General features: G+C 65.7%; 24 protein-coding genes. 18 read left to right on the top strand and 6 right to left on the bottom strand.

The window, feature by feature from the left end; all coding sequences use genetic code 11:
* Window positions 1-2 precede the first annotated feature (2 nt).
* The 7 genes from ACVWWQ_RS14915 to glmU all read left to right on the top strand — a co-directional run bounded on the left by ACVWWQ_RS14915 (window position 3) and on the right by glmU (window position 7,407).
* Window positions 3-536: a F0F1 ATP synthase subunit delta gene (locus tag ACVWWQ_RS14915; RefSeq protein WP_133951842.1), complete on the top strand. Its 534-nt coding sequence runs from the start codon at window positions 3-5 to the stop codon at window positions 534-536.
* 207 nt (window positions 537-743) lie between these two features.
* Window positions 744-2,294, top strand: coding sequence for a F0F1 ATP synthase subunit alpha (gene atpA / locus ACVWWQ_RS14910; protein ID WP_099654493.1), 1,551 nt, complete (start codon window positions 744-746; stop codon window positions 2,292-2,294).
* A gap of 74 nt (window positions 2,295-2,368) precedes the next feature.
* On the top strand, window positions 2,369-3,286 hold the full coding sequence (atpG, locus tag ACVWWQ_RS14905) for a F0F1 ATP synthase subunit gamma (RefSeq protein ID WP_099654492.1): 918 nt from the start codon (window positions 2,369-2,371) through the stop codon (window positions 3,284-3,286).
* An 82-nt stretch (window positions 3,287-3,368) separates the two neighbouring features.
* The gene (gene atpD, locus ACVWWQ_RS14900) at window positions 3,369-4,781 is read left to right on the top strand and encodes a F0F1 ATP synthase subunit beta (RefSeq protein WP_099654491.1); all 1,413 of its coding nucleotides are present in this window, start codon (window positions 3,369-3,371) and stop codon (window positions 4,779-4,781) included.
* 129 nt (window positions 4,782-4,910) lie between these two features.
* The gene (locus ACVWWQ_RS14895) at window positions 4,911-5,336 is read left to right on the top strand and encodes a F0F1 ATP synthase subunit epsilon (protein WP_099654490.1); all 426 of its coding nucleotides are present in this window, start codon (window positions 4,911-4,913) and stop codon (window positions 5,334-5,336) included.
* A 91-nt stretch (window positions 5,337-5,427) separates the two neighbouring features.
* Window positions 5,428-5,964, top strand: coding sequence for a hypothetical protein (locus ACVWWQ_RS14890; RefSeq protein ID WP_133951840.1), 537 nt, complete (start codon window positions 5,428-5,430; stop codon window positions 5,962-5,964).
* Window positions 5,965-6,036: 72 nt separating this feature from the next.
* Complete coding sequence (gene glmU, locus ACVWWQ_RS14885; RefSeq protein WP_133951838.1) at window positions 6,037-7,407, top strand: bifunctional UDP-N-acetylglucosamine diphosphorylase/glucosamine-1-phosphate N-acetyltransferase GlmU; 1,371 nt, start codon at window positions 6,037-6,039, stop codon at window positions 7,405-7,407.
* A gap of 74 nt (window positions 7,408-7,481) precedes the next feature.
* Here the strand turns inward: glmU and ACVWWQ_RS14880 are convergent, their stop codons facing one another.
* Window positions 7,482-8,474 (bottom strand): chorismate transformation enzyme, FkbO/Hyg5 family, encoded by a 993-nt coding sequence (locus ACVWWQ_RS14880; RefSeq protein WP_133951836.1) that lies wholly within the window; start codon window positions 8,472-8,474, stop codon window positions 7,482-7,484.
* 92 nt (window positions 8,475-8,566) lie between these two features.
* Here ACVWWQ_RS14880 and ACVWWQ_RS14875 point away from each other — a divergent pair, with 92 nt between their 5' ends.
* From ACVWWQ_RS14875 to ACVWWQ_RS14835, 9 genes are all read left to right on the top strand, one after another.
* Complete coding sequence (locus tag ACVWWQ_RS14875) at window positions 8,567-8,836, top strand: phosphopantetheine-binding protein (RefSeq protein WP_099654483.1); 270 nt, start codon at window positions 8,567-8,569, stop codon at window positions 8,834-8,836.
* A 103-nt stretch (window positions 8,837-8,939) separates the two neighbouring features.
* A complete protein-coding gene (locus ACVWWQ_RS14870; RefSeq protein ID WP_133951834.1) occupies window positions 8,940-9,656 on the top strand; it encodes a COG4648 family protein in 717 nt (238 codons plus the stop codon).
* Window positions 9,653-9,958: a hotdog family protein gene (locus tag ACVWWQ_RS14865; RefSeq protein ID WP_133951832.1), complete on the top strand. Its 306-nt coding sequence runs from the start codon at window positions 9,653-9,655 to the stop codon at window positions 9,956-9,958. The genes ACVWWQ_RS14870 and ACVWWQ_RS14865 overlap by 4 nt, the downstream gene beginning before the upstream one ends.
* Window positions 9,955-10,911, top strand: coding sequence for an LpxL/LpxP family acyltransferase (locus ACVWWQ_RS14860; RefSeq protein WP_099654480.1), 957 nt, complete (start codon window positions 9,955-9,957; stop codon window positions 10,909-10,911). The genes ACVWWQ_RS14865 and ACVWWQ_RS14860 overlap by 4 nt, the downstream gene beginning before the upstream one ends.
* Window positions 10,877-11,500, top strand: a complete 624-nt coding sequence (locus ACVWWQ_RS14855) for a LolA-related protein (RefSeq protein WP_457383450.1) — start codon at window positions 10,877-10,879, stop codon at window positions 11,498-11,500. The genes ACVWWQ_RS14860 and ACVWWQ_RS14855 overlap by 35 nt, the downstream gene beginning before the upstream one ends.
* A 2-nt stretch (window positions 11,501-11,502) precedes the next feature.
* The gene (locus tag ACVWWQ_RS14850; RefSeq protein WP_208321639.1) at window positions 11,503-13,887 is read left to right on the top strand and encodes an MMPL family transporter; all 2,385 of its coding nucleotides are present in this window, start codon (window positions 11,503-11,505) and stop codon (window positions 13,885-13,887) included.
* Window positions 13,871-14,305: a hotdog family protein gene (locus tag ACVWWQ_RS14845; protein WP_133951824.1), complete on the top strand. Its 435-nt coding sequence runs from the start codon at window positions 13,871-13,873 to the stop codon at window positions 14,303-14,305. Before ACVWWQ_RS14850 ends, ACVWWQ_RS14845 begins: the two co-directional genes overlap by 17 nt.
* 18 nt (window positions 14,306-14,323) lie before the next feature.
* Complete coding sequence (gene fabG, locus ACVWWQ_RS14840; RefSeq protein ID WP_133951822.1) at window positions 14,324-15,061, top strand: 3-oxoacyl-ACP reductase FabG; 738 nt, start codon at window positions 14,324-14,326, stop codon at window positions 15,059-15,061.
* Window positions 15,062-15,381: 320 nt separating this feature from the next.
* Entirely contained in the window at window positions 15,382-15,900 is a 519-nt protein-coding gene (locus ACVWWQ_RS14835; protein ID WP_099654475.1) for a hypothetical protein, read from the top strand.
* A gap of 92 nt (window positions 15,901-15,992) precedes the next feature.
* Here the strand turns inward: ACVWWQ_RS14835 and ACVWWQ_RS14830 are convergent, their stop codons facing one another.
* From ACVWWQ_RS14830 to ACVWWQ_RS14815, 4 genes are read right to left on the bottom strand one after another with little or no spacing between them, the layout of a single operon-like run.
* Window positions 15,993-17,588, bottom strand: coding sequence for a tryptophan 7-halogenase (locus ACVWWQ_RS14830; protein ID WP_133951820.1), 1,596 nt, complete (start codon window positions 17,586-17,588; stop codon window positions 15,993-15,995).
* A gap of 25 nt (window positions 17,589-17,613) precedes the next feature.
* The gene (locus ACVWWQ_RS14825) at window positions 17,614-18,372 is read right to left on the bottom strand and encodes a glycosyltransferase family 2 protein (RefSeq protein WP_099654473.1); all 759 of its coding nucleotides are present in this window, start codon (window positions 18,370-18,372) and stop codon (window positions 17,614-17,616) included.
* Complete coding sequence (locus ACVWWQ_RS14820; RefSeq protein ID WP_133951818.1) at window positions 18,369-19,160, bottom strand: beta-ketoacyl synthase chain length factor; 792 nt, start codon at window positions 19,158-19,160, stop codon at window positions 18,369-18,371. The genes ACVWWQ_RS14825 and ACVWWQ_RS14820 overlap by 4 nt, the downstream gene beginning before the upstream one ends.
* On the bottom strand, window positions 19,157-20,350 hold the full coding sequence (locus tag ACVWWQ_RS14815; RefSeq protein WP_133951816.1) for a beta-ketoacyl-[acyl-carrier-protein] synthase family protein: 1,194 nt from the start codon (window positions 20,348-20,350) through the stop codon (window positions 19,157-19,159). The genes ACVWWQ_RS14820 and ACVWWQ_RS14815 overlap by 4 nt, the downstream gene beginning before the upstream one ends.
* A 151-nt stretch (window positions 20,351-20,501) precedes the next feature.
* Here ACVWWQ_RS14815 and ACVWWQ_RS14810 point away from each other — a divergent pair, with 151 nt between their 5' ends.
* The gene (locus tag ACVWWQ_RS14810) at window positions 20,502-21,206 is read left to right on the top strand and encodes a YdcF family protein (RefSeq protein WP_099654471.1); all 705 of its coding nucleotides are present in this window, start codon (window positions 20,502-20,504) and stop codon (window positions 21,204-21,206) included.
* A 114-nt stretch (window positions 21,207-21,320) separates the two neighbouring features.
* Entirely contained in the window at window positions 21,321-22,226 is a 906-nt protein-coding gene (gene hemF, locus ACVWWQ_RS14805; protein ID WP_133951814.1) for an oxygen-dependent coproporphyrinogen oxidase, read from the top strand.
* A gap of 99 nt (window positions 22,227-22,325) precedes the next feature.
* Here the strand turns inward: hemF and ACVWWQ_RS14800 are convergent, their stop codons facing one another.
* Window positions 22,326-22,985 carry a hypothetical protein gene (locus ACVWWQ_RS14800; protein WP_133951812.1) on the bottom strand — a complete coding sequence of 220 codons (660 nt, stop codon included), beginning with the start codon at window positions 22,983-22,985 and terminating at the stop codon, window positions 22,326-22,328.
* Window positions 22,986-23,095 lie beyond the last annotated feature (110 nt).

Genomic DNA, 23,095 nt, shown 5'->3' with positions numbered 1-23,095 from the left:
CCATGGCCCAGGCAATCACTCTCGCCCGTCCTTACGCCCGCGCCGCGTTTGAAGTGGCCCATGCGTCCGGCACGCTGGATTCATGGTCGCAGTCGCTGGCCTTTGCTGCGGCGGTGGCGGGCGATGCGCTCGTGGCCGGTCTCGGCAACGATCCGCGGGTGCTGCCGGCTCAGCTGGTGGCGTTGCATCTGCCGGCCGGCATGGCGGTCGATGCGCCGTTCGGTCAGTTCCTGACCGAGATGGCCGAGCAACGTCGTCTGGCGCTGTTGCCGGAAGTCGCCGAATTGTTCGAGATGCTCAAGCGCGAATCCGAGTCGCAGTTGCTGGTCAAGGTGACCAGTGCAATGACCTTGGATGCGGCGCAGTCCGAGCAGCTCAAGGCTTCGTTGAAGCGCCGTTTCAAGCGCGAGATCGAACTGGAAACCACGGTCGATGCCTCGCTGCTGGCTGGCGTGGTGATCGATACCGGCACGGAAGTGATCGACGGTTCGGCGCGCGGACGTCTGGCGCAGCTGGCCGGCGCCCTGGCGCACTGAATTTCAAGCGAAGTTCGTTTCGCCAAGCGTAAAACCGGCCGTCTCTGGCCGGAAAGATCGGGTTAGACGCGAAGTCCATCTCGCGAAGAGAGACCGGCCGTCCGGGCCGGAAAGATTTGGTTATACGCGAGGTCCATTTCGCGAAGAGCAAGACCGGCCGTCCAGGCCGGACTCTTCAAAAAAGCATTCAATTCGGGATAGGCAAACATGTCCAGCACCACACTGAATCCGTCCGAGATCAGCGAACTGATCAAGAGCCGCATCGAGCAGTTCAAGCTCGGCGCCGAAGCGCGTAACGAAGGCACGATCATCAGCGTGTCCGACGGCATCGTGCGCATCCACGGTCTGGCCGACGTGATGCAGGGCGAAATGATCGAGCTGCCGGGCAATGCATTTGCCCTGGCGCTGAACCTGGAGCGCGACTCGGTCGGCGCGGTGGTGCTCGGTGAATACCAGCACCTGCGCGAAGGCGATACCGCCAAGACCACCGGCCGCATCCTCGAAGTGCCCGTTGGCCCCGAATTGCTCGGCCGCGTCGTCGACGCGCTGGGCAATCCGATTGATGGCAAGGGTCCGATCAACGCCAAGCTCAGCGCCGAAGTCGAGAAGGTTGCACCGGGCGTGATCTGGCGCAAATCGGTCGACCAGCCGCTGCAGACGGGTTACAAGTCGGTCGACGCGATGATCCCGGTCGGTCGTGGCCAGCGCGAGCTGATCATCGGCGACCGCCAGACCGGCAAGACCGCGCTGGCGATCGACGCGATCATCGCGCAGAAGAATTCGGGCGTTAAGTGCATCTACGTGGCCATCGGCCAGAAGCGCTCGTCGGTGGCCAACGTGGTGCGCAAGCTGGAAGCGCACGGCGCGCTGGCGCACACCATCGTGGTGGTGGCCTCGGCTTCCGAGTCGGCCGCACTGCAGTACGTCGCCCCTTATTCGGGTTGCGCGATGGGCGAGTTCTTCCGCGATCGCGGCGAAGACGCGCTGATCGTGTACGACGATCTTTCCAAGCAGGCGGTGGCGTATCGCCAGATCTCGCTGCTGCTGAAGCGCCCGCCGGGCCGTGAGGCGTATCCGGGCGACGTGTTCTATCTCCACAGCCGTCTGCTCGAGCGTGCATCGCGCGTGTCCGAGGAATACGTCGAGAAGTTCACCAACGGTGAAGTGAAGGGCAAGACCGGTTCGTTGACCGCGCTGCCGATCATCGAAACCCAGGGCGGCGACGTTTCGGCGTTCGTGCCGACCAACGTGATCTCGATCACCGACGGTCAGATCTTCCTGGAAACCGACCTGTTCAACGCCGGTATCCGTCCGGCCGTGAACGCCGGTATCTCGGTGTCGCGTGTCGGTGGTGCGGCCCAGACCAAGATCGTCAAGAAGCTGTCCGGCGGCGTGAAGCTGGCGCTGGCGCAGTACCGCGAGCTGGCGGCGTTCGCGCAGTTCGCCTCTGATCTGGACCCGGCCACCCGCGCCCAGCTGGATCGTGGTCAGCGCGTGGTCGAGCTGATGAAGCAGGGTCAGTACGCACCGCTGTCGATCGCCGAACTGGCGCTGTCGGTGTATGCCGCTGAAAAGGGCTACCTCGACGACCTGGCGGTGAACAAGGTGCTGCCGTTCGAAAAGGGCCTGCACGCGTTCATGCACCAGAACCACGCTGACCTGATGAAGACGATCGTCGACACCGGCAACTGGGACAAGGACATCGAGGCCACCTTCAAGGCTTCGCTGGACGAGTACAAGAAAACCGGTAGCTGGTAACACCGGACAGTGGTGAATCGGAACGGCGGGGGTACCTGCCGCTCCCGTCATCAAGCACAACAAGCGGATAGAGCATGGCCAGCGGACGCGAAATCAAAACCAAGATCAAGAGCACGCAGAACATGCGCAAGGTGACGCGCGCGCTCGAAATGGTCTCGGCGGCAAAGATCCGTCGTGCGCAGGACCTGATGAAGGCCTCGCGCCCGTATGCCCGCTCGATGCGCAAGGTGATCGCGCATGTGGCGCAGGCCAGCACCGACTTCAGCCATCCGTTCCTGACCCAGCGTGACAACGTCGCGCGGGTCGGTTTCATCGTGGTGTCGACCGATCGCGGTTTGTGCGGCGGCCTCAACTCCAACCTGTTCCGTCGCCTGCTGCCGGCGATCGCCGAGTGGCAGAAGCAGGGCGTGCAGGTCGATGTGGTGGCCGTGGGCCAGAAGGCGATCTCCTTCTTCCGCCGGATCAAGGGCGTCAACCTTATCGGCAGCGTCAGCCACCTGGGCGAGAAGCCCAAGCTGGAGCAGCTGGTCGGCGTGATCAAGGTGATGATGGACGCCTATACGTCCAACGGACTGGATCGCGTGTTCCTGGCCTACAACGACTTCGTCAACACCATGACGCAGAAGCCGACCATCGATGCGCTGTTGCCGCTGCCGCTGGTGGCGTCGGAAATGGAAGCGCATCAGGCGGCTGGCGAGTCCGCTTACGCTGGCGTGAAGCTGGAGTCGAGTCACGACTGGGATTACATCTACGAGCCCGACGCGCAGGCCGTGCTGGAGCACGTGCTGGGTCGCTACATCGAGTCGGTGGTGTATCAGGCCGCGCTGGAGAATCTGGCGAGCGAACATGCCGCCCGGATGGTGGCGATGAAGAGCGCGTCGGACAACGCGAACAAGGTGATCGGTGAGTTGACGCTGGTCTACAACAAGGCCCGTCAGGCTGCGATCACCCAGGAAATTTCCGAAATCGTGGGCGGAGCAGCTGCGGTGTAACCGCGGCTGTTCTTGAAAAAATCTTGGCGACGCGAAGCGGCGCCGCAACGAAACCTAGAAAGTTACATCCGGAGCTATCAGCATGAGCCAGGGCAAAGTTGTTCAGATCATCGGCGCGGTCGTCGACGTGGAATTTCCGCGCGACCAGGTGCCGCAGGTGTATGACGCACTGAAAATCGACGGCACCGAGATCACGCTGGAAGTTCAGCAGCAGCTCGGCGACGGCATCGTGCGTGCGATCGCGCTCGGTTCCACCGAAGGTCTGAAGCGCGGCTTGCAGGCGCGCAACACCGGCGAAGGCATCAAGGTGCCGGTCGGCAAGCAGACGCTCGGCCGCATCATGGACGTGCTCGGCAACCCGATCGACGAAGCCGGCCCGATCGGCGAGAAGGATCAGTGGGTCATCCATCGCGAAGCGCCCAGCTATGACGAGCAGGCTGCCGCGACTGACTTGCTGGAAACCGGCATCAAGGTCATCGACCTGGTCTGCCCGTTCGCCAAGGGCGGCAAAGTCGGCCTGTTCGGCGGCGCCGGCGTCGGCAAGACCGTCAACATGATGGAATTGATCAACAACATCGCCAAGGCGCACGAAGGCCTGTCGGTGTTCGCCGGCGTGGGCGAGCGTACCCGCGAGGGCAACGACTTCTACCACGAGATGAAAGACTCCAACGTCCTGGACAAGGTCGCCATGGTCTACGGCCAGATGAACGAGCCGCCGGGCAACCGCCTGCGCGTGGCGCTGACCGGTCTGACCATGGCCGAGTACTTCCGTGACGAGAAGGACGAGCACGGCAAGGGTCGTGACGTGCTGTTCTTTGTCGACAACATCTACCGCTACACGCTGGCCGGTACCGAAGTGTCCGCACTGCTGGGCCGCATGCCGTCGGCCGTGGGTTACCAGCCGACGCTGGCCGAGGAAATGGGTGTGCTGCAGGAACGCATCACCTCGACCAAGACCGGCTCGATCACCTCGATCCAGGCCGTCTACGTGCCCGCGGATGACTACACCGATCCGTCGCCGGCGACCACCTTCGTGCATCTGGATTCGACCGTGGCGTTGTCGCGCGACATCGCCAGCCTGGGTATCTACCCGGCGGTGGATCCGCTGGCTTCGACCAGCCGCCAGCTTGATCCGCTGGTGATCGGCGAAGAGCACTACAACGTGGCCCGCCGCGTGCAGGGCACCTTGCAGCGCTACAAGGAACTGAAGGACATCATCGCGATCCTCGGCATGGACGAGTTGAGCGAAGAAGACAAGCAGTCGGTGACCCGCGCGCGCAAGATCGAGCGCTTCTTCTCGCAGCCGTTCCACGTGGCCGAAGTGTTCACCGGCTCGCCGGGCAAGTACGTGCCGCTGAAGGAAACCATCCGCGGCTTCAAGATGATCATCGACGGCGACGTGGACCACCTGCCGGAGCAGGCGTTCTACATGGTCGGCACGATTGACGAAGCGATCAAGAAAGCCGAAGAGATGGGCGCCAAGAAGGCGGCCTGATTCTGAAAGCGGGAACAGGGGTCAGGGAACACGGAACAAAAGCAAAAGGCTGCCGTCTCGCCGCGCTCTTGATCCATCCGTTCCCTGTTCCCCTTTCCCCGTTCCCGTCGTGCAAAGCGAGACCATGAAATGACCCACACCATTCGCGTCGACATCGTCAGTGCCGAAGCCGAGATTTTCTCCGGCGACGCGACGATGGTTGTTGCCACCGGCGAGCTGGGTGAGCTCGGCATCACGCCGCGTCACGCACCGCTGATCACCCGCCTCAAGCCCGGTCACGTCGACGTGCTGCTGGACGGTGGCGAGCGCCAGCAGTTCTGGGTTTCCGGCGGCATTCTGGAAGTGCAGCCGCAGGTGGTCACCGTGCTGGCAGACACCGCCGCTCGTGCCTCCGATCTGGACGAGGCCTCCGCGCAGCAGGCGAAGAAGGAAGCCGAGGACGCGTTGGCCAATCGCACTGATGCGATGGAGATTGCCGAAGCCCAGGTCAAGCTGGCCGAGGCGATGACCCAGCTGCAGGCGCTGGAGCGGCTGCGCAAGACCCTCAAGCACTGAGATTCCGGAGCTGTCCGGGTATCGCAAAACGCCGGCCTTGTGCCGGCGTCTTTGTCTCGGCACGATGGAACTTTCCGGCACAGGGACGCGCATGAGCGGATCGGCAGGGGTTTTGCGCGGCGGCGTCCTGATCGCCTCACTGATGCTTGGCGGGTGCGTCACATCGAAGCTCGCGCCCCCGCCGCCTGCGACCGGCGACGCTTCCTGGCGCATCGAATCGTCACCGGGCACGGTGCGCTACCAACTGGCGATGGGCGAGATCTCCAGCGGCGGTACGCCGTTCCAGCGTGTCAGCCCGGTGTATCCGGCCAACCTGCTGGCAAGCTGCCCGCCGCCGGAAGAGATTCCGGCGTTGTTGATCATCGATGGGCAGGGCGCGGTGGGAGAAATTCGTGTCGCCGGCGAAGCACAGGCGGACAGCGCTCGGCAGGCATTCATCGAAGCGATCCGCGTGGCGGCGAAACAGTGGCGCTTCAATCCATTGCAGATCAATCACTGGGCTGCCGATGCCGATGGCAACACTCACGTGGTGGACAGCGAAACCCGCCCGTTCAGCCTCACTTACGTGTTCCGTTTTGCATGCCATGGTGGCAAGCCCATGGTTTCGGCCGCCGCCGGTACGCCTTGAACCACATTCGCCTGCAGCAGCGCCGAATCGACTGCTATGCTTTTTGATTGAAACACGTCAAGGCCGACACTCATGAACCACGCTCCTCTTCACATCGTCATTCTTGCCGCCGGGGCCGGTACCCGGATGAAGTCGAATCGCCCCAAGGTGCTGATGCCGCTGGCTGGACGGCCATTGCTGGCCCACGTCATCGCCGCGGGTCGCGCGCTGGATCCGGCCGCGTTGCACGTCGTCTACGGCCATTGCGGTGAACAGGTGCAGGCGGCATTTGCCGACCAGCCGGATCTGCGCTGGGTGCTGCAGGCGGAGCGGCTGGGCACGGGCCACGCGGTGGAGCAGGCCCTGGTCGGGGTGCCGGACGAGGCGCGCGTGCTGGTGCTGTACGGCGACGTGCCGATGACCCGGGTCGAGACGCTGCAGCATCTGGTGGCCGCCGAGGGCGGCTTCAGCCTGCTCACCATGCGCCTGGGCGAACCGCGCGGCTACGGCCGCGTGCTGTGCGATGGCAACGGCCACGTGCGGGCGGTGGTCGAGGAGAAGGATGCCGACGACACCCAGCGCGCGGTGAATCTGGTCAATACCGGCATTCTGGTTGCTGACGCCCGGATGTTGCGTGCCTGGATCGGCCGGCTCGATCGCAACAACGCGCAGGGCGAGTTCTACCTTACCGACATCTTCCGCATGGCTGCCGAGGAGAACCGTCCCGCGCTCAGCGTGGAATGCGCCGATCCGGTCGAGGCTGCGGGGGCCAACAATCCCCAGCAGCTGAGCGATCTGGAGGCGGCTTTTCGCCATCGCGCCGCACAGGCGCTGCTGGCCGGCGGCGTGCGACTGGCGGACCCGCTGCGCATCGACGTCCGTGGGGGTGTGACCACCGGATGCGATGTCGAGCTGGACATCGACGTGATTCTCGAAGGGAACGTGGTGCTGGGCGATGACGTGCGCATTGGCGCGTTCACCCGGCTGCGAAACGTGCAGCTGGCGGCGGGCACGGTGGTGCAGTCTCACTGCGACCTCGAGGGCGTGGTCACCCACGGCGCATGCACGATCGGCCCGTTCGCGCGGCTGCGCCCCGGCACCGAGCTGGATGACGGCGTGCACGTGGGCAACTTCGTGGAGACCAAGAAAGCGCATCTCGGCCAAGGCAGCAAGGCCAATCACCTGACCTATCTGGGTGACACTGAGGTGGGCCGTGGCGTGAACATCGGTGCCGGCACGATCACCTGCAACTACGACGGCGTGAACAAGCACCTGACCCGTATCGGCGATGGCGCATTCATCGGCTCGAACAGTTCGCTGGTCGCCCCCGTGAGCATCGGCGCGCAAGCCACGATTGGGGCCGGCTCGGTGATCACCCACGATGCACCGAACGGCGAGCTCACCCTGGCGCGCGGCAAGCAGCAGACGTTCGAGGGCTGGAAGCGGCCGGTGAAGCAGCCGTGAGTTGAGCCGCGCGGAGTGGAACACGACAAGAAGCAGCGCCAAGCCACTTCCTGCGCCATTCCGTGTTGCCCCTCCTAGGCGTAGCGCCAGCCGTCGATCTCGAACAGCAGTTCGCTGCGGCAGATGTCACCGTGCAGCAAGAGCACCGGCACGCCCGGCAACCGTGTCTCGATGAACTGGCGCACGCGTGACGCGTCGGCGGCGTGGCGCACGTACGCTTTCAGCGGTGAGTGACTGTCGAAGCCGCTGTTCATGCCGGCGTTGGCCAGCAAGGCATCGAGATTGACCATGGTTTCGGCAAGCTGGGCATCCAGGTCGTCCTGATGCGCCGAGGCATGGCCGACCACGGCCGCGGTGCCGGAAATGGCCAGCGCGTCATTCGCCGGCATGCTCATCGCGCGAGCGAAGCTGGGCGGGGTCCGGCCGTACTGGCGCGGATAGCGCCATGCGCTGACCTGGCGCGGGTTTTCCACCCGCTGGCCAGGCTGATCACAGGCGAGCAGGTAGATCTGCAGCCGGTTCGCATCGCCGAGATGGCCAATCGCGGTGGCGGCCGGAAAACCCTCGGCGAAGAAGTCGCCCATGCCGCTGGCGCGGCCATCGCAGAAATGCTTGTAGCGCTCGGCGTCGCCTTCACCGCGGTTGATCGCGCCAAGATAGTTCCACACCCGCAGTACATGCTGTTCCGGCCGCGACGCCACCCATTGGTGCAGTCGCTGGTAGGCCAGTTCGGCGGTGGCCGCGGCGCCGCCGTGTTCGCGCTCATCCAGTTCGATCGAGACGAATAGCCAGCCATCACCCGCCGACCAGTGCAGCGCGTCCTGCTGGCCGCTGGTTACCGGACCGTCAACCTGCCACAGCTCCAGCGGAACCGGGCTGTCGATCGCATCCAGTGGTACCTGCAGATAGCGCGGGTCGTCATGGCGTGGCGCGTCATCGCCAAAGCCGAACACGGCCAGCATGCCGGGCTCGGCGAGCACGGATGCCGCCGAAGCCATGCGATAGGAAACCCGTGGCGCGCGGCGCACCAGCGAGTCAATTTGCGGGTTTTCACTTCCCTGAACCATTCTCGACAACCGGGGACGACAAGGGCGCTATGTTACACTCCGCGCCCACTGCCACCGGGGGGAGGCAATGAATTCATCGTACGGAATCGAGCATGGCAGAGCAGACCGCAGCACAGCACGAATTGGCCACCCTGGTGGTGGAATGCCTGAATCTCGAGTCCGTCACGGCGGACCAGATCGAACCCGATGCCCCGCTTTTCGGTGGCGAACTTGGGCTGGATTCGATCGACGCGCTGGAAATCGCGCTGGCCGTGTCCAAGCACTACGGCTTCCAGCTGCGTTCGGACAACCCGGAGAACCGGCAGATCTTCACCAGCTTGCGCAGCCTGACCGACCACGTCGAGCAGCATCGCGCCCGCTGAGTTACGCAGGTGAGCGCGCTTGCGCACGGTGGCGCGTCATCACGCTGTTTTCCCGCGGTGGTGGCACGGTAGCGCTTTCGATGGAGCCCACGCGGAACCTGGCATGACGGCATCATCTCCAATGCCTGGTCACGGGCGGCGTTACGCCCTGTATCTGTTGCCGGTGTATCCGGTGCTGGCGATCGCCGGGGCGGTCAGTCATCGACAGATTTTTGCCGTGCTGGCGTTGGCATTGCTGCTGACGGTGGTGCTGCTGCCGCAACTTTTCGCGCGTCGCGGGCTGGCATGGCTGGTGTGGTGTGCCGTGCTGGTGGGCTTGGGGCTGGTCTGGGTGGGTGGTTTCGCAGGGTTGCTGCTGGAAACGGTGCCGATCCTCGTCAATGCCCTGCTGGCGATCTGGTTCGGGCGCAGCCTGGCGACCGCCGAGCCGTTGGTGGAACGCTTCATCATGGCCATCGAGGGCGCCGAGCGGCTGCAGCAACCGGGCGTGACGGCCTATGCGCGCCAGGTCACCTGGTTCTGGGCCGTGTTGCTTGGCGCGCAGGCATTGCTGCTCACGTTCCTGCTGCTTTGCGCGGACCACAGCGGCTTGCTGCCCCGTTTCGGAATCGCCCCGCCGGTGTACGTGCCGGAGCGCTGGGCGGCGGCGTGGCTGCATCTGGGTTGTTACGTGTTGCTGGGCGTGGCGTTTCTGCTGGAGTACGCCTATCGGCGCTGGCGTCTGCGTCACCTCAGCCACCCCGGCCTGCACCAGATGATGATGCAGTTGGCGCTGCACTGGCCGCAGCTGGTGCGCGGCAAGCCGGTGATGCCGTCGTGACTGACCGCTTCGAGCAAGTCATTCGTATCGAGGCCGGACACCCGGCCTTGCCGGGACACTTTCCCGGACACCCGCTGGTTCCCGGCGTGATCCTGCTCGACCATGTGGCGCAGGCATTGCGACATTGGCGCGGACAGCGGATTACCCGGTTGCTTGAGGCAAAATTCGTGGCACCGCTGTTGCCGGACGAAACGGCCATGCTGTGTTTGACCGGGGCCGCTCCTGAAGGATCGCGGGCCCGTTTCGAGATCCGTCGCGAGGGACAATTGCTGGCTCGCGGCATGGTCGAGGGAGCGACATGAGTACCGAAGAACACTGGCAGAGCCGGCCCGAGGGCGGTGGCCGTTTCGCGATCTGGTTGATCCGCACGATTGCACTGTACGGCGGTCGCCGCATCGGGCGACTGTGCCTGTATCCGATCACCTTGTATTTCTATGTGCGCCGCGGGCCCGAGCGGCTGGCGTCGAAGCAGTATCTGGAGCGCGTGCTGGGCGCTCCGGTGTCGGCCTGGCAGGTGCTGAAACATATCCACTGTTTCGCTGCCACGATCATGGACCGGATTTTCCTGCTCGCGCACGGCGAGAAGCCGTTCGAGATCGAGACCCAGGGGCTTGAACTGCTCGACGAGCGCTTCGATCGCGGCAAGGGCGTGCTGCTGTTCGGCTCGCACCAGGGCAGCTTCGAAGCGCTGCGCGCTGTGGGTGCGCGTCGTCCCGACATGCCGTTGCGGGTGGTGCTGGACAAGCAGAAGACGCCGGCCATGACCGAGCTGCTGGAAGAGCTGGCGCCGGAAGTGGGCAAGTGCGTGATCGACGCGGCGCAGGATGGCACCAGCATCGCGCTGGCGATGGCCGAGGCCTGCCAGAACGGTGCACTGGTGGCGATGCTGGCCGATCGTGGTCGTGGCCACGAGGTACTGCGTCGCACCGAGTTCCTCGGCTCGTCGGCACCGTTTCCGGTGAGTCCGTGGTTGCTGGCGCATACCCTGCAGGTGCCGGTGGTACTTTGTTTCGGGCTGTATCTGGGCGGTAACCGCTATCGGCTGGTGTTCGAGCCGTTCAGCGAACGGGTGGAGATCCCGCGGCATGATCGGGGGCCGGCGCTCGATGCGCTGATCGCCCGCTACGCTAAACGGCTGGAGCACTACATCCGCCTTGCTCCCTACAACTGGTTCAATTTCTATGATTTCTGGCAAGACGCACCTCCTCCTGCCGAGCCTGTTGCTGACCCTGTGCGCGAGCACGTCGGCGTCTGAGTCAGCACCTGCGCCGGCGTCTTCCTCCGCGCAGACGCTGATTGCCGCGCTCGGTCAACCCGCGCCCGCGCGCACGGCGTTTGCCGAGGCCCGCTTCATGCAGGTGTTGGACAAGCCGCTGGTAGTGTCCGGACAGCTGTCCTGGCTGGGCGGCGATCAGCTGCAGCGGCGCGTGGACCAGCCGCAGCGCGAGACCGCCACGATCGCCGATGGCGAGGTGACCCAGCAGCGCGAAGGCAAAAGTGCACGGCATTTTTCGCTGAAGCGTGCACCCCAGTTGCAGGTGCTGCTGGACAGTTTCGTGGCCCTGCTCAGCGGCGACGCGGCGCGCCTGCAGCAGTCCTTTCAAATCAGCCAGAGCGGCAACGCTGATGGCGCCTGGACGCTGACCCTGGTGCCGCGCGATGCGCGGGTGGCGAAGACGGTGGCGAGCATCCGCATCGACGGTGTCGGCAAGGAATCGCGCTGCATGCACATGCAGGAGGCCGACGGCGATCTCGCGGTCGACCTGCTCGGTTCGCTGGCCACGAAGATGCCCGCCGAGCCGACTCGCGAGGCGCTGCAGGCACTGTGCCAGGGCGCGCCCTGAGCATGCGTCGGGGTGGCCGAGCGACCCTGCTGGTACTCTGGTTGCTGGCGCTGGCCGGGCTTGGCTGGATGGTGGCGCAGCGGCTGAAGATCAGCACCGACTTGCGCAGTTTCATGCCCGCGCCGACCACGCCCGACCAGCGCCTGCTGATGGAGCAGGTCGGTGAAGGCCCCGGTTCGCGCTTGCTGCTGCTGGCGATCAGCGCCCGTTGCCCCACACCAGCCGCGCACACGCCCACGGCGGCCACGCCGTGCGCTTCGCTACCCGCTGACCAGCGCGATGCGGCGCTGACCGGTCTCAGCCAGGGCCTGGCTGCGGCGCTGCAGAAGGATCCGCGCTACAGCCAGGTGATCAACGGCAGTTTCGATCTCGGCGCGCTCGATCCCGGCCTGCTGCCGTACCGGTTCCTGCTGTCACCGACGTTGGACACGCAGCCGCTGGATGAGGCGTATCTCGCCGATCAGCTGCAACAGCGGCTGGATGACCTGTCCTCGCCCGCGGCCAGCCTGTTGAAAGGCCTGCTGCCACGTGACCCCACGCTGGAAGTGCTGAAACTGGCCCAGTTGTGGGCGCCGGCGAAATCGCCGGAGGTGCGTGAGGGCGTGTGGTTCTCGCCGCAGAACGAGGCATTGCTGCTGGTGCAGACGGTGGCCGCCGGCTTCGATCCGGGTGCGCAGGAGCAATCGATCGACGGCATCCGCCAGGCTTTCGCGGCGCTGCCGGGCAGCGCTGCGGCAACGCTCGACCTGAGTGGCCCGGGTTATTTCAGCGTGGTGGTGGGCGCGCAGACGCGCAACCAGGCCGACTGGATCGGGCGCATCTCCACCGTGGGTTTCATCGCGTTGCTGCTGCTGGCCTATCGAAGTTTCAGCTCGCTGCTGCTGGGCGCCTTGCCGATCGCCAGCGCGGCGCTGGCCGGCATTGCCGCGTTGACGCTGGCCTTTCCCGAAGTCCACGGCATCACCCTGGCATTCGGTTTCACTCTGCTTGGCGTGGCGCAGGAGTATCCGATCCGTGTGCTCAGTCATCGTCGCGCCGGTGAAGACGCGGTGCAGAGCGTGCGCGCGCTGTGGCCGCTGCTGCTGACCGCGATTGCCTCGGCGTGCATCGCCTATCTGGCGTTCTATGCGTCGGGCGTGAATGGGCTCAAGCAACTGGCGGTGTTCACCATCGTCGGCCTGCTGGTGGCCGGTTTCAGCACGCGCTACCTGCTGCCGCACTTGCTGCCGCGCCGGGTGCGTGACGTGGCCGACATGGTCTGGCTGGCGCGTGCACGGCGCTTCGTCGATCGCCTGCCGCGACCACGCTGGATTCCGCTGGTGGTGGCGGTGGCGATCGTGGCGATGCTGGCGCTCGCCCGCGGTCCGTTCTGGCAGAACAACCTGGCCGCGCTGACTCCGCTGCCGCAAGACATGCTGTTGCACGATGCGCGACTGCGCGAAGCGCTCGGCGCACCGGACGTACGCTACCTGCTGGTGCTGCAGGCGCCGACCGAGCAGGGCGTGCTGGCCCTGTCGGAAAAACTGCAGCCGCAGGTCGATGCGCTGGTGGCGAAACATGCGGTCGACGCGCTGGAACTGCCCTCGCGTTACCTGCCCAGCGTCGCCGTGCAACGCGAACGCCAGCAGAAGCTGCCCGATGGGGTGACCTTGCAGCACGCGTTGGATCAGGCACTGCAGGGGCTGCCATTCCGCGCCGACCTGTTTCAGCCGTTTGTCGACGACGTGGAAACCGCCCGCACGCTGCCGCCACTGACTCCCGAACGCTATGCGCAAACACCGCTGGGCCAGCGGCTGAGTGCGATGTTGGTGAAGCGCGACGGCCACTGGCTGGGTCTGGGCACGGTCAGCGGCGTGCATGATGTGGCGGCGCTGCAGGCGTTGGGTGCGGACACCGGCGGGATGGTGCGGCTGCTGGACTTGAAGGCGGCCTCCGAATCGCTGGTGGCCGACTACCGCACGCGCATCCTGCAGGCCTTGCTGGCGGCCAGTTTGCTGCTGGTGCTGACGATCAGTTTCGCGCTGCGCAGCGTGCGTCGCGCCTGGCACGTGCTGGCGCCGATGACGCTGGCCACCTTCCTGGTGCTGGCGGTCGAGCGCGTGATGGGCATCGAGATCTCGCTGTTCCATCTGGTCGCATTGATTCTCGCCGGGGGTCTGGGTCTGCACTACGCACTGTTCTTCGAGCGCGACACGGGCGACCCGGCCGAGCAGCGGCGCACCCTGCACGCCACCATCGTTTGCGTGCTGTCCGCCTTGCTGGTGTTCGGCATGCTGGCGTGGGCGACCATTCCGGTGCTGCGCGCGATCGGCCTCACCGTGAGCCTGGGCGTGGCGTTCCATTTCTGTCTGTCGATCCTGATGGCTCCGCATGCTTCCGAAGACTGACTGGGCCCATCTGATTCCGCACGCGGGCACGATGTGCCTGCTCGACGTGGTGTGCGCGTGGGACGAGCGCACCATCCACGCGCAGAGTGCGGGTCACGCTCGCACTGACAATCCGCTGCGCGGCGACAACGGTCTGCATGCCGTGCATCTGGCCGAATACGGCGCCCAGGCGATGGCCGTGCATGGCGCGCTGCTGGCGCGCGCGCGCGGCGACGGGCAGGTGCGACCAGGCATGCTGGTCAGCCTGCGCGACGTGCAGCTGTTCGCCGAATACGTTGATCAGCTTGATGGTGCGCTGGATGTGTACGGCGAGTGCCTTTATGCCGATGATGGCGGCGCGCAATACGCCTTTCGCGTCGAGCATCGCGACCAGTTGCTGGCCAGCGGTCGCGCCGCGGTGATCCATCCTGTTCGTTGATCCGGAGCGAGGGTTCCCATGTCCGAAACAAGCAAGCGGCGCCGTGCCCTGGTCACCGGGGGCAGCGGCGAACTCGGCGGTGCGATCTGCCATGCCCTGGCGGCCGCGGGCTGGCACGTGATCGTGCATGGCCATCACAGCCTGACCCGCGCCGAGGAAACCGCCGCAGCAATCAATGCGGATGGCGGCAGCGCGCAGGCGCTGGCCTTCGATGTTGCCGACGCCGAAGTGACCCGCGCCGCGCTCGACACCTTGCTGACGGAGGGGTCGATCCACGCCGTGATCAACAACGCCGGTATTCACGATGATGCGCCGATGGCCGGCATGAGCGACGAACAGTGGCATCGGGTCATCGACGTGTCGCTGCACGGCTTCTTCCACGTCACCCAGCCGCTGCTGCTGCCGATGGCACGGCAGCGCTTCGGCCGCATCGTGTCGCTGAGTTCGGTGGCGGCGCAGCTGGGCAACCGCGGCCAGACCAACTACGCGGCGGCCAAGGCCGCACTGCACGGTGCCAGCAAGTCGCTGGCGCGCGAGATGGCTTCGCGCGGGATCACCGTCAACGTGGTGGCGCCCGGCGTGATCGAAGGGCGCATGGCCGACGCGGCGTTTCCTCCCGAGCGTATCCGCGAGGTGGTGCCCGCGCAACGCGCCGGCAAGCCGGAAGAAGTTGCCGCGCTGGTGGCTTTCCTGTGCTCCGATGCGGCGGGCTACATCAATGGTCAGGTGATCGGCGTCAACGGCGGCATGGGATAGGGACGCAGCCGCTGCAGGCCTGCCGCACTGTCATTTCGTCATCCGGGTTGAACGCACGCAGGTGGCGCCGCATTTGAAAACCCCGCGGCCAGACTTTCGGTACGGTTCCCCGGTGTCTCCCTTGTGCCCGATCATCGCCAGGGTGCCTTCGCGGCTTTTCCGGCACAACGTCAACCATGGACCGACAGCATCCCGCAGTCCGGCTCGCGACACGCCCGGGGTTGTTGCGGAACCAGGGTGCGGGCAGCTTCGTCGTCGCGAGGCGTAACAGGCATAATTCGCGAACGGAGTCATGGGGGCTCCATCACGGAGGATGTTTCATGCGTCAGATGATTTTTGTTGCGGCCGCCTTGTTGTGCGGCGTCGTATCGGTTGCTCATGCGGCGGACAGCACGGCCCCGGTGAATGTACCGGCGGTGGTGCCTTTCGCGCAGGACGCGGTGATTGCGGGGGCAGTCAAGCGCGAATGCCAATTGGGGGAAAAGCTGTCCGGATTCATCAAGGAGTACGGTCAGGAAAAGGGTGTGGCGGTCGCGCAGGTTGCGCAGGCGACCCCGGGCTCCAACGGCCGCTCGCTGGTACTGGAGATCACCGACTCGGTCGCTGACGGCAATGCGTTCATCGGCCATCACACGCATACCACGGTGAAGGGCAAGCTCTATCAGAACGGTGCCGAGGTCGGCAATTTCCTCGCCCGGCGCAACTCGATGGGCGGTGCGTTTGGTGGTTTCAAGGGCAATTGTTCGGTGCTCGGACGCACCGTGAAGGCACTGGGCGAAGACATTGCCGGTTGGCTCGCCCAGCCCGGCAAGGACGGCATGCTCGGCGACCTGAACTAGGTCACGCGTCCGGGTCACTGGCTTCAACAGCCGTGGCCCGGACGGTTCGATATCGGCGCACGCCGGTGCCTCTGCTGCGTCGTGCCTTGCGCTCAGGCCGCCTCGAACAACCGCGGTGATTCGTGGGTGCTGACCAGATCGGCCATGCTCTCGCGCAGCGAATCGCCACCATCCGTCGCTGCGCGCTCGACGATGGTCACCGCCAGTCCCTGCAGCAGCGCCACGTTGTCACGCAGGCGCGCACGCACGCCGGCGTCATCGAGTGTGTCGTGCAGGCTGGCGTTCATGGTGGCGAACCACGGCAGATCACCCTGATCGAGCATGGCGCGCGGATTGCGACCCCGCGAGCACGCATGCCAGCGAAGGAAGAAGGCCTGCATGCGTTCGTTGAGTGCGCGGGCGGCTTCCAGCTCCGGCCCCAGTTCGGCGAACAGCGCCGCATCGGCCAGGCGTTGCTGGAACACCAGCTGGCACAGCACGCCCCAGTAATACGCGTAATCCCAGATCACCTTGATCGGCAAGACCTCGGCGTTGCCCATCAGCGGATACTGATGCCGGTAGAGCGCCAGCGTGCTTTCGTAGAACGAGAAGAACAGTCGTTCGTAGAGACGGACATAGGGCGCCAGCGACTCGCCGGCCCGATCGTGCCGGATCAGTTCGGTGATGTAGGTGTTGCTGATCGCGATGAAGTCGCTGCCCGGTGAATAGAACGGGTCGAGGAACGCGCCGGCCTCACCCGTGAGCGCCCAGCGATCGGCGCTGAACATGCGCGCGCTGCTGTAGGAGTAGTCGCGGAAGAACGCGAAATCGAGCAGCTTGTGCTGCCGCTTCGCCACCTCGCTGGCCAGCGCCGGCTGGTGTTCGGTCAACCAGGCCAGGGCGCGTTCAAACGTGTTCAAGGTATCGATCGGATGCATTGCGGCATCCACCACGATGCCGACCGAGTGCGCGCCCGAAGCCAGCGGAATCAGCCAGACCCAGTAGCCGGGACCACACAGGTGATTGGTCGAACGCCACCGTTCCGGCGGGTTGCAGCGGGCCTGCCATTCGGCGTCATCGCACCAGCCGTCGATGCGGAGGCGATCGTCCAGCCGGAACCACACGGCATGGGCGTGGTGGCCATTGTCGCGGGTGAGGTCGAGCTTGCGCCGGATCATCCCGGCGCGGCCGGCGGCATCGAGCAGCCAGCGCGTCTCCAGCGTGTGCTCGCTGCCGTCGGCATCGGTGCAGCGCACGCTGTGCATCGCACCGTGCGTGCCCAAGGTGAAACCGGATACGCGCACGCCATCGCGGAAGTCGATGCCGCGCCGGCGTGCTTCTTCGCCGAGGAACGTCTCGAAGATGCCGCGATCGATCTGGTAACTGGGCGTGGGCAGCACCTCGCGCACGCCCAGCTCGGTTACCTCGGCCAGGTCGCTGCGACCCTCGGAGAAGAAGAAGCGGAAGCCGAACTTCCGGATCTGCGCATTCTCCAGGTGGTCGCGCAGGCCCAAGGTATGGCCGAAATAGTGCGCGCTGATCTCCACCGAGGACTCGCCAACCTTGTGCGCCGCGGCGGGCAGCGGATGGTGGTTGCGCTCAAGCACCACGATGTCCATCTCGGGGAACTCGCCACGCAGTTGCAACGCCAGGCAGAGACCAGCCAGGCCACCACCGAGAATCACTGCTTCATGCTTGGTCCCGCTCATGCGACATGCTCCGTGTGGGCAAATCTCAGTGTGTCGCGTCGCCTTTGAAAAGAATGGGCAGGGCACGCGAGCGGCGGTAGCTGGCCACCACCTTGCCGTAATGAACGATGCGACCGATCGTGTAGGTGGTGATGCGGGTGACATCCCGCACGGGTTTCAGATGGCTGGGCCGGAAACTGCCGTGGTAGCGCGAGGCAATCGGCACCGAGACCACGCCCAGTTTCTTCTCGCGCGAGGCGGCGATCAGTATCGCGGCCTCGAACACGAAGTTCTCCGCCTGCAAGTCGACCAGTTCGAGTGCGGCGCGTGGGTACCAGCGCTGGCCGCTTTGCGTGTCGGCCACCGGCTGGGCGCAGGCCCAGGAAATACCCCAGTCGGCCACCGCGTTCGCGCGGCGGCGGCTGGGCGGCTGTTGTTCCTTGTCCAGCATGCGCGCGCCGATCACGATGTGTTCCGGGTACTTCGTCGCGGCGGCGGCAATGCGCGGTATGTCGGCGGCCAGATGCTGGCCGTCGCCATCCATGGTCAACACGGCGTCGTAGCCAAGTTCCATCGCCTCGCGAAAGCCGCGCCGCAATGCTTCGCCCTTGCCGCGACGCTGGTCGTGACGCAGCAGCGTGACCGGCATGGATCCGACGATTTCCGGTGTGCGGTCGTCCGAGCCGTCATCGATGACGATGACGGGCGCACCGAGGGCGAGCACGGATTCGAGCACCGAACGGATCGCCGCCTCCTCGTTGAGGCAGGGGATCAACACGCACCAGCGTGGCGTGACGGTATTCAAGCGACGCTCTCCATGTCGATCTGCAGCCCCAGCTGCGGAGCCGCTTCCACCTGACAACGGCCGTGACCCTGCACCAGTTGTACCAGCAACGGCAGCGCCGCGGCGGAAGGGTTCGATTCGCGCCAGCCGGCCAGCGGTGGGTTGAGTGTGCTGGATGGGCGCGCGTTTGTCAGCGTCAGGCGCAGTCGGGCCACGCTGGCTGCGCTGCGCGTTGGCGCCAGCAGCAACGCGCAACCAAATGCCTGCGTGCAAGCCGTGACTTCGAGCAGCGGACCGGCGCCGGTGAAGTCGCTGCATACCAGCAGCACCGGACGCTGCTCGCTGCACGCCTGGCTGGCCGCTTCAAGCAGCCCGGCGCCAAAGCTGGCGCGTTGTGCGGCGATGGCGGTGGACGGTGCATGGCAGCCGGTGGCAATCGTCCAGTAGCCCACTGCGGCATTGTGTACCGAGTTGTGGAAGCGGATCGGTGACAACTCGGTCGGAACCTCGGCCAGGGTGGCGCACATGTAGTCGGTGATCGCCTGGTCGCCGTGCGACGACGCGAACACGCACGCGACTGTGGCTGCATCCTGGCCGCTCATCGAGATCGCCTGGCCGGCCACTTCCGCCGCCAGCAGGACGCTTTCCGGTGCGCGCCGGCGTTCGTTGGCGGGCAGCACGACCGCCGCCGGGCGACGCGCTGGCGGTTCCGGTGACTGGCCGTCGAGCACGCGGCGCAAGCTTTCGAAGTCGGCCAGCTGCGGCGACCACAGCCCGACTCCGTCAACGTAGACGTCCAGCGTACTCATGCGGCAAACCCCGCCCGGGCGAACGCCAGGCAGGCATTGTTGCCGCCGAAGCCGAACGAATTGCTGAGCGCCACGTCGACGCGCTGGCGCTCGTTGTTCCAAGCGAACTGCGCGCCGCAGATCGGGTCCGGCGTGTCGCCGCCGAGGTTGCCCGGAATCAGGCCGTGTTCGATGGCCTGCATCGCGATGGTGGCCTCGATGATTCCGGCGGCGCCGAGCGTATGGCCGGTGTAGCCCTTGGTCGAGCTGGCCCGGGTCCGCGCCGGAAAGGCGCGGGAGACCAGGCCGGCTTCCACTTCATCATTCTTCTGGCTGGCGGTGCCGTGCAGGTTGATGTAATCGACCTGGGCTGCGGCGAGCCCGGCGCGCGCCAGTGCATCGTTCAGCGCCAGCTCGGCGCCGAGGCCCTGCGGGTGCGGTGTGGACATGTGATGGGCGTCACTGGCTTCGCCGTAGCCCAGCAGCTGCAGTGCGTCAGGTGCCACCTCGGCGCGCTCAAGCAGGGCGAAGCCGGCGGCCTCGCCGATCGAGATGCCGTTGCGCGCGGCGTCGAACGGCCGACAGGGTTCGCCCGAAATGAGTTCGAGCGCGTTGAAGCCGAACAGCACGCTGTCGCACAGGCTGTCCACGCCACCGACCACGGCCGCGTCCACCAGGCCCAGCCGGATCATTCGCTCGGCATTGGCGAACACCTTGGCGCTGGAGGAGCAGGCGGTGGAAACGGTCAGACATGGACCGTCCAGTCGCAACGCCGCGGCCACGAAGGCGGCCAGTGAATGGGGCGTGTGCAGCGAGGGGCGCAGGTGTTCATCGCGAAAGCCGCCATCGTCATCGAGTTCGCGATAGGCCTCCTCGGTGGCACCGATGCTGGCGGTCGAGGTGCCCAGCAGCAAGGCCACGCGTGCGGCACCGTAGCGGGTGCGGGCGGCGTCGACCCTGGACAGGAAACCGTCCTGGTTCAAGCCGAGCCAGGCCAGCCGGTTGTTGCGGCAATCCCAGGCTTGCAGCTCGGCCGGCAGCTGCACGTCTTCCACGCCGGCCACGCGACCAATCCAGCAGGCCAGCGGCGCGCTGCTGATGTCGTTCGGACGCAATCCGCTGAGCGCGCCATCCAGCGCGGCAAGCTGGGCGGCCAGGCCGTTGCCCAGGGCCGACGTGGCGGTATGTGCCGTGACGGCGAGGGGAGTCATCTTGATGGGCATCTTCGAAAGCCTAACGTCGGCCCGGCGGAATGCCTAGCCTGTGATCGCGCGAGCGGAAGAGTGATGGCGGACGCATGAAGGTGTCGCGAACAGCGTGTGCGCCGTAAACTTCCTTGTTTCCCGTCCATGCTGGCATGTCGTGCAAGCAGACCCGCCCACAACGCGAAGTCCCCTGCGCTATCTGCGCGATCACGACGTGCAGCGGGCGGCGCTGGTGACGGCATTGGCACTGGTGTTGAGCGCGGGGCTGGTCTGGCTGGCCTACCTGATCCACGTGTGCCGGGTGGCCGCGGGCAGCCCGCTGCGGCCACCGCGACGGATGATCGTGCTGGTATTCGGTCGCCAGCTGGTGCGCAATGCGCCGGGACCGGACTACCAGCAACGCCTGCGTCGGGCGCTGAGCCTGGTCGAGCAGCGGCAAACCGATCACCTGATGTTGCTGGGCGGCTACAGCGGCGGGCACCAAAGCGAAGCGACCGCCGGACGATCGTGGCTGCTGCAGCATGGGCTGGCGGGCGAGGTACGCATGGAGCTGGAGCAGGATTCGGTGGACTCGCTGGAAAACCTGCGCCACGCGCGCCGGCTGTTGCGGATCGATGCGGTGGCGGGCGACTTGCCACCGGTGGCCCTGGTGACCAGTCGATACCATCTGGCGCGCTGCGCGATGCTGGCCAGGCGGCTGGGTTTCGACGGCCAGCCGATTGCCGCCGAGGCCGGGTTGTCGTTGCGACCGCGCTATCTGGGGCTGATCCTGATCGAGGCCAGCTACCTGATGTGGATCGACATCGGCGCGCGTTGGGCCAGACTCACCGGCAACCAGCGGATGATCGAGCGCCTGAGTTGAGCGGGCGGGTTTCCCGCGCGCCATGATCCAGCGCATGCCGCCGCGACGTCGCGTCGCAGCGCCGGTTTCCGCCGCACTTGTTAAGCTGGCCGCCTTCCAGCAACGGGTCCCGTGATGAGCAGCGAGCAAGCCGATCGTGCCGAAACCTTCCTGCGCGAACTGCAGGATCGCATCTGCACGGCGATCGAACGGATCGATGGAACAGCCCGATTCGAGGAGGATGCCTGGACCCGCGCCGAAGGCGGCGGCGGACGCACCCGCGTGCTGCGCGATGGCGCGGTGTTCGAACAGGCCGGGGTGAATTTCTCGCGCGTGTCCGGCCACAAGCTGCCACCCAGCGCGACGGCGCATCGACCCGAACTGGTCGGCGGCAGCTTCATCGCCACCGGCGTGTCGCTGGTGCTGCATCCGAAGAACCCGCACGTGCCCACCACGCACGCCAACGTGCGTTACTTCGAAGCCAGCAAGGAAGGCGTGGAGCCGGTCTGGTGGTTCGGCGGCGGTTTCGACCTGACCCCGTTCTATCCGCACGAGGAAGATGTACGCCATTGGCATCAGGTGGCGCGCGATCTGTGCGAACCGTACGGCGCCGATGTCTATCCGCGCTACAAGAAGTGGTGCGATGAGTATTTCTACCTGAAGCACCGCAACGAGACACGCGGCGTCGGCGGTCTGTTCTACGACGACCTCAACGAGGGCGGATTCGATCGCTGCCTCGGCTTCACCCAGGCCGTGGGCCAGGGTTTCCTCGATGCCTATCTGCCGATCGTCGAACGCCGCCGGGATACGCCCTACGGTGAGCGCGAGCGCGAGTTCCAGCTGTACCGGCGCGGCCGCTACGTGGAATTCAATCTGGTCTATGACCGCGGCACGCTGTTCGGCCTGCAGTCCGGCGGACGTACCGAATCCATCCTGATGAGCCTGCCGCCGCGCGTGCGCTTCGAATACGCGTACGAGCCGGAAGCCGGCTCCGCCGAGGCGGAACTGGCCGCTTACCTGAAGCCGCGCGACTGGCTTTGAACGCGAAGTGAGTAGAGAGGAGTGAGAAGTGAGAGAAAGCAGAGTGCGCCAGTCTTGGCCCTTCTCTCACTCGTCACTCCTCTTCCCTCCCTCCTCACCTCAGGGCGTGGCGCCGCTGAACTTCACCGCCGTGGCACCTTTCACCGGACCGATCTGCGCGCTGTCGCTGACCTTCAGCACCACCTCGCGACGGAACTCCAGCGTGCCTTGCACCACCGCATGCGGGCCGATCACCACCACCGGTGCGCGGCGGTTGCCGCTGAACCAGCCGTGCGCCTTGTCGACCAGGATGCCGCCCTCGACGCGCGAGTTCGCGCCGACCGTGATGTCGCCGGCGACGGTGCCGATGCCGGCGCCGACATGGGCGTCGTTCAGCACGATGGCACCGTTCACGTTCTCCAGCCGACCACCCACGTCGGCGCCCTGATCCAGGCGAATGCTGCCGTTGACCGCTCCCACCTTGCCGCTGACCCGGCCGTCGGCGCCGAGGCTGATCGAGCCGTTGACCGTATCCAGTTCGCTGGCCTGGGCCTTGGCGCCCAGCTCGACCGCGCCGTTGACGGTGCTGGCCTTTTTCACCACCGCGCCGTCGGCGATGTAGACCGCGCCATTGACGGTGCTGACGTCGCCGGCCTGTTCACCGGCGGCCACCCGCACCGCGCCGTTGACCTTGTCGATGTCGCCGCCCTGGGCGGCAGCCAGCAGGGGCAGGGCCAGTGCGAACGCGGCGGATATCAGAATCGTTGGGAATCGGCGCATCACTTTTCTCCTGGAAAGTTGGTTTGCAGGATGTGAGATGCCGCACGAGCACAGGCGGTTTAGCATGACCTGTGGCAGGGGCCGCATTTGACGCTGCCGGGGCAGGGCTG

This window comes from Rhodanobacter sp. TND4EL1, assembly GCF_054061035.1.
This window is presented reverse-complemented; position numbering and strand designations above follow the sequence as displayed.